The organism is Candidatus Krumholzibacteriota bacterium, from assembly GCA_016932415.1.
In the GTDB taxonomy this organism is placed as follows: domain Bacteria; phylum Krumholzibacteriota; class Krumholzibacteriia; order Krumholzibacteriales; family Krumholzibacteriaceae; genus Krumholzibacterium.
Genome location: JAFGCX010000036.1, coordinates 1 through 10,139 on the forward strand (window position 1 = coordinate 1; position 10,139 = coordinate 10,139).

The 10,139-nt window shown below is 50.3% G+C and carries 1 protein-coding gene; it reads left to right on the forward strand.

Going from position 1 to position 10,139, the window contains the following annotated elements; all coding sequences use genetic code 11:
* Positions 1 to 33 precede the first annotated feature (33 nt).
* On the forward strand, positions 34 to 10,131 hold the full coding sequence (locus JW814_12085) for a hypothetical protein (GenBank protein MBN2072185.1): 10,098 nt from the start codon (positions 34 to 36) through the stop codon (positions 10,129 to 10,131).
* Positions 10,132 to 10,139 lie beyond the last annotated feature (8 nt).

The following is a 10,139-nucleotide window of genomic DNA, read 5'->3' on the forward strand; positions in this document are numbered from 1 at the left end:
GACGGGGTGGCGACGGGGAGCGTAAGGTCGATAGTGGCCGAGACGAAGACGCTGAAGGCGAAGATAGACGGCAGTTACGTTGTAGATGAAATAGAGATTATCTTCAAGTCAGGGGAACCGGATTATTTTACTATCGATCATGACGGTAATGCCGTCGCTGGCGTTGGAGATAATGTGACAATAGAGATATTCGATCTCTTCAATAATACGGTAAATGATTTTTCCGGGATAATAAGGGTCTACACAGACAGCCCGGAACCTGCTGACATGATCACGTGGGGTATAGGAAGTGGTGCGGGAAGTATTATCAGTGAAGACAGGGATACACTTTCATATCAGTATTCGGTTGCTGATAACGGTGTCGTGACCCTAGTGATGACAGATAATCGCGCCGAGACAATCAGATTTACCACCGAATACGGATCTGTAATATCCGAATCCGATGAACAGTTGAATGTGATACATGGCGCGGCTGACGAAATATTCGTCATTAGCGGGGACAATCAGAGATCTGTAGTCAATAACCCCGTACCGGCGCCTCTTGTGGTTGGAGTCGAAGATCAATGGGGTAACAGGGTCCAGGGGGAGACGGTCACTTTCATCGTCATATCAGGCCTGGGAGAGATAGACACAGATATTTCTACCGGCGGACTGCAATCTACCTCAGTGACCGGGAGCCTGGGAACAGCAACATGTGACAGGTGGATCCTGGGAACTGCGAGCGGGTATGATTCAGATGAAGCTGCCGCCTCGATCTCATCCGGATCAGTCACGACAGCTTATTTTTCAGCCACAACGGATCATGATCAACTTTCCTCCGTCGTACTTACCCCTCTGAGCAGCGGTGTGACTGTAAACAGCAGCACGATTGTCACTGCCACTCTCAAGGATCAATATGATAACCTTGTGACAGATGAGAACATCACTATATATATAAAAGATACTCCCGACGGTGGGCTCAGCGCCGATCTTTCAAACCCGAATGCAACGGACGAGCTTGGTCCAGTCATACGATCCGGAAAAACAGACAGCACGGGGACGATAACAGTCGTCTACAACGCGCCAGCGGCGGCGGGCAGGTCGGACCTGCTTGACGCAAACAATGCTGTAATATCAGCCGAGAATATCGATGACGTAATTTACACGACTGTGGCGAGCGGCGCGACAAAGCTGATAGTAACCGACATCAGCGATCCTACCGTCGAAGCGGGGGAGAGTTTTTCATTTATTATAAGAGCTGTCGACAGTAATAACAATCTTGACCCTTCGAACAGCAGCCATGTTGTCTTTTCTCCTGAAGCCGGAGGATCTCTGATCTTCAGTCTTTCGGATTTTGGATCGGAGATCACCGAAGCTGATCTTGTCAACGGTTCAGTCACAATTTTCGGAAGAGGCTCTCACAAGGGAACCTGGCAGACTGATATCACAGCTTCGGCCCCTGTCCTGACCGCGACAGATTTTGATATAGCCATCATCGCCAATCACAATGTCGACCACTATCTCTTCTCAGCTCCATCAAACGCGGTTGCCGGTAATGATTTTGCCATCCAGTTACAGGCGAAAGATATTTACGGAAACCTTGTTACTTCAGCTTCCTACGATATCGATCTGCGCGCAGTCCAACCCATAGATACTACCGCCGATGCGGGTGGATCACTCTCTGTCATCTCAGGTTCGATCATAAATGGACTGTATTACGAAAACAATATCAGTTACCAGGTCGCCGAGCAGATAAGGATCGAAGTCACCGATGACAGCACATCTGTGGCCGGTGTCACCGACCCGATTACAATCGGGCACGCGCCTGCTTATCAGATCGTGGAACTTGGAGGTGACAGTACAGGAGTAGCCGCGGGAGATTCAGTGACGTTGCGCGCAGAAGTGTTTGACCGTTACGGTAATAACGTAGTCGGCGAAAGCGTCTCATTCAGCATTCTCGGCGGAAGTGGTTCTCTCGCCGCGACACAGAGATTTACGAGAAGTGATGGGACGACCTCGGTCCGATACAGGACCGGGACGATAGCGGGAGTCAACACTGTCAGGGCGGCTGTGCTTGATGGAACCCCAGAGGGCCTGGAGACGCAGGTATTCGAGATCACGACTGTTCCGGCAAGCGCGATCTCGTATGTCATCCTTGATGTAATCGGGACTTCATTTACGGCAGGTATTCCGTTTGCCTGCGAAGCGGCTGCGTATGATCAATATGACAACCTCATAATTTCGGATAATTCGACAAGGATCATCCCTGTCGCTGAGTCGCCTTCAATAGACTTTATCCCTGATACTCTGACGCTCAGCGCTGGAGAAGTAGTCTTTGCGGCAATAGACACGGCTATGGGTAGCAACAGGATAGCATTGGAATCCCTGTCAGGTACCACGCTCGCGCCGTTTGGTTCTTCTTTCACGGTGACACACGGCGACGCGTATATCATAACAGAGATCTCAGGCGACACTACCGGGGTGATATCGGGAGATACCACGGAAGTCTCGATCAGGGTCGGAGATACCTGGGGAAACCCTGTAAATGAGGAGATCGTCCATTTTTCGCTCATCAGCGATCTCGGTGGTGTTCCGTCGCTTGATGATGATACCGGATCGGCTCATGACGGGCTTGTCATAACCAACCCTGACGGAACAGCCCGATGCCGGGTCATCACCGATCAGAATGCCGGTGAGAATATCGTTTCGGCGACGATACTTGATGGTGAGCCTGCCTCAAGAGAGAAAGTAGAATTCTCCATCGTAACGATTGCCGGGAATATCTCGAGATATGTCTTATCGACCGTTGAAGATTCATATTTGGCGGGGGAACATTTCAATGTGGAGATCGTAGCTTACGATCTCAACGACAATATCGCTTATGGCGATTTTACGACAGTCGTCCAGCTGGGAAGTAATGCCACGGCTGTCTGGGATGACAATCCTGTTACTCTATCGAACGGTTCAGTAATAACAGGGGTCACTGAGACTCTGGCCGGGAACCTCCAGCTTACTGCCGAGACGGACGGGGGAGGGGCGCTTAGCAGCAGTGAAGTGATCGAGATACTGCCTGAACTGCCGGCAGGCATAATAGGTATCGCGTCAGTGATACCTGACACAATAACGGCCAACGGGAGAAGCAGGTCCTCGATAACTACCTCCCAGATTCGTGATCTGTATGGAAATATTGTAAGTCAGAGGACTAGGATCACTGTAGCTCCCTCTCTTGGCGCTGTGGCAAGTGACGATATCGATCCGGCAGAGCCGGGAGTGCAGCGTGAAACGACGGTAAACGGGATAATATCGGCATTTGTGGAATCATCAGTCCTGCCCGGAAATTCATTGATCGGATTTGAAAGTGTCGAAGGGAACGCTACGGGAAGCGCGACGGTAGTTTTCGCACCTCCTCCCGTGATCACTTTTGGCGGGTATATCTCTCCAGTCAATATAGTCCCGGGGGAAGATATCTCCTTCAGGATACTTGTAAATAACACCAGCGTCACGGGACTTTATATCGACGCGGGCAGTTCAGTATCGATACCCGATGGGTCGGGGAATACTTTTTACGCTGAGCTGGGATCGCCGGTATTTATGGAAGGAAGCTCAACCGACACCTTGTTTTTCGACACTTCCATGCTGCCATCCGGATTTGCCGGAGGAAGGTTTACTCCACGGATCAGTATTGATGGTACTGATATATATGGAGCTCAATATTCCGCTGATTTCAATGCCGGCACGAATTCAGTCATAGTATCGAGTATCGAAATATCGCAGATAACAGCTCAGAAGACAGTCTTGAGCAGGGGAGATACGGCTAGTGTCAATATCTATGTGCGTAATAACGGGGGAGATCTTGTCATCATTGAGGATATCCAGCTGGATTTCAGCAACGGATATTATTCAGTGATCAGTCCGACCAGCTCTCTGAATGATACCATTCTGGCCGGTCTGGAAAAAAATATTCCTCTAGATGTAAGAGTGCTTCCAAACAGTCCTCTGGGAGCCGACACGATAGATGCCAGGGTACATGCTTCATCCGGCGGGAACGATTTCTATGATTATTCAGCCGGGGACGGCAGGTTTGTCTGGTTGATACAATCCGCTGCCACTATAGCGTATCAAGGCGGATCACTGATGCCTTCGAAGGTATCGAGAGGACAGACGCAGCAGTATTCACTGGATCTTGGAAATTCCGGAGAAGCTCCGGTGATACTCGATGCGGATAATACAATATTCTCCTTTACCGACGGTTTGATCGTATTTTCTTCGCAGCTCACCGATGAATCGGCTTTGCCGGGAGTATCTGTTACAAACCTCGAATTTATTCCTGGGACCATACCGCTGGCGATGGCCCCGGGAAGATATCCAGTCACCCTTTCTCTGATCGGAACGGAGAACGGAGCACCATTTGATACGGTATTCACGCTTTCTGATTCGGTCGACGTGACTGAACCGGCTCAAGTCGGTTACATAGCATCTTCGATCATTCCTATAACAGTCAGCAAAAACAGTTATGTGTCATTTGAAGCGGGATTGAGAAATACCGGTGGGTCATCGGTGATAGCTGATCCCTATAATTCATATATAGCTTTTAACGATGGAGTGACGACCTATTACGCTCTTCTTGACAGGGACAGGGGATTCAATATCGATACCGGGGATAATACTCTTTATTTCAAATCGATTATCGTCTCTGAAGCTATGATCACCGGTTCATACACTCCCTTGATCCATGTGGAAGGGACAGAGAACGGGATCCCGTTCTCCGATAATATTATTGTCACCGACCAGGTCTCCGTTCAGGAACCGTCACAACTGTCGATTAACAGCATCGTGATTCTTCCGACTGACCGGATCACTGCTGACCAGACTGGTCCCAGGGTCGCCAGGGTGAAGATCATAAATAACGGTGAGGCATCAGTGAGACTCGATTCGATGTCCCTGAGGCTCTTTGCCGGTAAGGACCCCGTTATTGATGAATATATACTGAATCCCGTCGATTTTTTCCCCGGGATGGAAGTCCTTGCTGGAGGAGTGACGGACAGTTTCCAGGTCATGATTACAGATAATCCTTCTAATCAGATGACTGTAGGGACGGTAGTCGTTGAAGCTACTCTTTACGGTACGGATCTTAACAGTCTGGAAGAACTCGTAGCGACCACCGAGTATGGCGGTAAAGGGATATTCCTTGTCCAGACGCCGGCTGTTCCATTCATCAGCGGGATCATACCATCGGTCTCGGAAGCGACTATTCTTCAGACAAGGGACTGGACGCTCGATCTGGTCGTTAAAAACAGTGGTCAATCAGATTTTGATCTGGACCTTGATCCGGCAAAGACATTTCTGCTCTTTTCAACATCGGGAGATTTTAATGTCGTCTATCCATCCCAGCTCAACGGCGGTGGGACTGTTCTGGAAGGTGGCGCCGCGGATACATTGAGATACCTGATCGATCAGACCGGTTCTATCCAGGGAGTCTGCCAGATCGATGCCGCTCTCTCCGGGATGGAGATCAACAGCCTGACTCTCCTTGGCCCGATCTTGAATGGGCCGGCGATCAGCGAAACAGTTGAGATCCAGACCCCCGGCCAGCTAGATATCGAAAGTATAACACCGACGCAGGATCCAGTCACCGTCGAACAGGAAAACCCGTGGTCCATTGATTGTTCGATCCATAATTCAGGCGGGGCAAGTGTTACGTTGGATCTCGCCGATTTTGATTCTACCGGAGTAATAATTCCAGGTTCGACAGGATTCATTTTTGAATATCCCGACCAATTGACTGGAGGAAGATTAAAGCTTGTCGGCGGCGCTACGGGCATGCTTCGATATACAGTCGCGAATACCGGAGACATATCCGCAGGAAGAAGGCTTCTTGCCGGAAGCATCGTCGGGACAGAGGATAACAGCGGCCAGAGGATATATGATTACACCGAGTCGACGGGGGATTCGGTCACTTTTCAGAACAGGCCGGTACCGATATACGCGGTTTCCAGCCTCTTTCCCGTGACTGTTAGCAGCGGGACAGGGATGACTCTCGAAATGACGGTAAACAGCGAAGATCCTGACCATTCAACGTTGATCCTTGACAGAAGTTCGACCTACGCGTGGATCGGTGACACAGATGGAGATACCCTGAGGACATGGCTGTCGAGTATTTCTTCAGATCAGTTGACCGGCGCCGCTTCGACTGTTTTGAGATTCAACGCTGCCACTGTCGATACGTCGCTTGCCAGGCAGAGTTATATCGTCGGGCTGCATATTGAAGGAGAGGAAAACGGTAACTATTATTCGACTGTTCTTAATTCCGCGCCTGACATGCTGACTATTGAGGAGGCGCCTCAACTGAGCATAATCAGCATCGAGTCGCCACAGAGCGTCACAAGGGCTCTTCAACCTTTATGGGAAGTCAGGATGATACTCCACAATACCGGTGAAGCTTCAGTGGAGATCGATCCGGCGAATACGGAGATAACTTTCGAAATAGCGGGAAAGGGAGATCGGACAGGAGAATATACGATAGTGCCTCCGGCAGCTCTTCAATCGGCTGGAAATCTCATTCTCGCCGGCAATCAGGTTGATACGCTCGTCTTCGATATAGAGGTGACTGGAAACACGACGGGGACCGCGCTGATAAATGGTCTTGTCACGGCGACCGATATCAACAGCAGCGAGACAATATCTGATGATACTTATACCGGTGGAGGGACTTATATTCTGATTCAGGATCCCGCCCTGCCGGTGATCGTGGAAAGCGTCGCAAGTCGGGAGACAGTGACTTCAGGACAAACGACAGAATGGTTTCTGACTGTACACGTACAGAACCAGGGTGAAGCGGCCTTTACACTTGATCCTGACAGTACTTATATCTACAGCGACTATGCTCTCGATGTTCCGGCAGGACCTGTCGAATTCAGCGAGGGCGGATCGGTTCTCCCCGGCGGAGGATCGGGTCACCTCGTCTTCGGGATTACTCCCACGCCCGCCATTCCCACCGGTCATGACCTTATCATCGAGGTCAATCTTGGGACTGTCGAAAACAACAGGGACGCATACCTCTATTATAATACCGAAGAGATGTCTTCGGGCGGTTCAAGCGTGCGGATACAGTCGCAACCCGAACTTCATATAGTCTCGCTGGTCAACCAGTCGCAGCGTGCTCCATGGGTCAATCATGGACAACAGTATTCCATATCTGTTGAGATAACGAATACCGGAGAAGCGAAAGCTGAAGAAATAAACCTGGTTTTAACCAGCGACGGAAGTTCAGTAGCCGACGATTCTCCAGTAACGATTGGCTCACTCGATGGATTCGATTCGACAATCGACACCTTCCACGTGACGGCAGCCCCACTTTCAGATACCGAGATATTTTCCGCGGCTTTCCAGTCAGCGGTAGACGCCAATTCACGGCAGGATGACCTGGTGATCTATTCGGCAGCCGAAGATGACCAGGAGACAGTCAATATCCAGCTTCCAGGAGATATCTCGATCATTTCACTCTCTCCTTCACAGGATGATGTAAATGCCGGGCAGACTGTGGACTGGTCTGTAAAAGTCATACTGGCCAATATCGGTGAGGGCCCCGTCAAATTGAAGAATCCTTCAGCCACCGACCTTCAGTTCAGGTTGGACTCTGACCTTCTTGACGATTACCTTGTTATCCCACCGGGGCAATTTGCCTCGGGAGCTGTCGATATGGTCATGGATGGAGGAGAGACTGATTCGCTGGTATATATAATCTCATCTACCGGTATAGATACGGGAAGCGTCGAGATAAGTTCGATTGTCGAATATACGGATGAAAATGACCTTGAGATCCCGGCTGTCACCAGGATTGCGACGGAGATGTTCCATGTCAAGGAACCTTCCGGGCTGAGAATAATATCGATTACAAGCGACGCGCCGAATAACAGCATGTTTCCCAATACCTCGATAGTGAATATAGATCAATCTTTCCAGATAACGGTAGTCGTGGAAAATACGGGAGGAGATGACCTGAGAGAAGTCGAGGTCTCTCTGCAGAGCAACGGGCCGGCGGTCACCGGTATTATTCAGGAGGCTTCAGAACTGGCGACGGCCTCGCAGGGGGAATTCATATTCAGTGTCACATCTCCCGCTGCCGGAGTCGAGATAATCACTGCCGCGATAACAAGGGCCGTATCTGTTAATACAGGCAAAGAGATTCCTCCGATACAGGCGATCGAATCGATAGAGAATATCCAGGTCCAGGTAGCCGCCGAGTTGTACATCGATACGTATATTTCCAGCCCAGTCGGAGCTGAGGATGATACCCTGTCGACAGACCAGGTATTCATGGTGACATCTAGCGTATCCAACCTTGGCGAGGCTGCTATAGACGCTTCGGGTCAGATCACGCTGACTCTTCCACCAGGGTATGTTCTCGTCTACGCCGAGACTGATTCGATTACAAGGTCTTTTCACGCGGAAGAGGAGATCCACTGGACGCTTCAGGCCCCTTCCGAGGCCTCGCAGGATGTGGCAGTTTTATCCTGCCTGATCAGCAGGGTTCCGCGTGATATCAATCTACAGCTTTATGCCGGTATAGACAGGGGAGAAGCAGAACTTGACCTTGTCACCGAGGATGCTGCGAATATTTCCGGATGCGCGATGCAGATCATTTCTCCCTTGGGGGCGATAGACGCGACTGTCTCGACTCTCCAGGACTTTACCATATCGTCGAGGATGACTCCGTCGCTGAACACCGGCGATGCCTGGGTGGAACTGTCCGTTCCAGCCGGTTGCGAGATCGATGGCAATAATAGAATAGACCTTGGTGACTGCGATGGCAGCGAAAAGAATATACAATGGATTATTTCTACTTCGGAGACCTGGGGAAGCGGATTTGAATTCGGGTTGAGTTCCGGCGGAATAGATCTGAATTCGCAAGAGGAGTTTGAAGGATGCGCTGGGCAATTGAATATGACGATCGTTGAACGTACCGATATCGGGCTGGAAGCCTTTATATCCGGACCGCCCGAGGCGCTTGAAGGGAATATGTCAGTCAATCTTCCTTTTACTGTCGAGGCGAATGTCACCAACAGGGGGACTGCCGATCTGGACACCCTGGGAGCAAGACTGGAGATCGTTCTTCCTTCAGGCTCGGATTATCGCCTGGACGGAGGCAGCGAAACATTTAAAAAGAGTTTTTATCCGGGACAACCGGTAGAGTGGCACCTCAGGGCTCCTATGAGCGCGACTTCGCCAAGAAATATTATTATTAGATTCGACCACCCTGGAAGTGATGAGAACAGTGGAGAGACAGTCGTTCCGTTTATCCCGGAAGTATCGATACCGGTGACAACAGAAGCTGGAACCGTTTCGATGCTAAATATCTCGGGCGTTGACACAATACCGCCTTTTGTAGTACCCCAGGGAGCCAGGGATGTCCCTGTCCTGAATATCCTCTGCAGAAACAACTCCGCCTACACGATCGGGCTTGATACGTTGTATGTAAGTGTAAAAGACAGAAAGGGAGATTTACGCGATCCCGTATCCGACGCAGTTACTTCGATCTCAGTGATCGCGGGAGAGACTCCTTATACACGGATCCCTGATTCAACGAATCCTGTCCCTGTCATCATAGGGCACGATTTTACAATAGAACCGGGAAATGAAGATACTCTCCTCGTGAGTCTAGATATCGCTCGGAATGCCCCGGTCGGTCAGCTCAGGATCGATATAGCCAGGAGTGATGACGTCATATTCTCGATAGGAGAGATCGATCCTATTCCAATTCATGTCGTCTGGGGTGGAGGCTCTGGCAGCGAAGATATAGGGGGACATTTCGAATGCGGACCTTTGACTGTCATGGATGCTGATTTCTCGGAGTATGTCCACAACTACCCGAATCCTTTCCGTGCCGGATCCGAGACGACCAGGATAACATATTACCTTGTAAACGATTCCAATGTAAGCATCAAGATATTCGACCTTATGGGTATCCTTGTCTGGAAGAAGGATATATCGGCTGGTGACCCGGGAGGCACCGGTTCAGAGGGCGGCACGCTGTGGGAAGAAGAATGGGATGGACGGAACGGACGGGGAGAGCTGGTGCGCAACGGTGTGTATATCTGCAAGATCCAGGCTGGATCTGAATCAGCGATATTCAAGATCGCCGTGGCAAAATAGGATTAGTA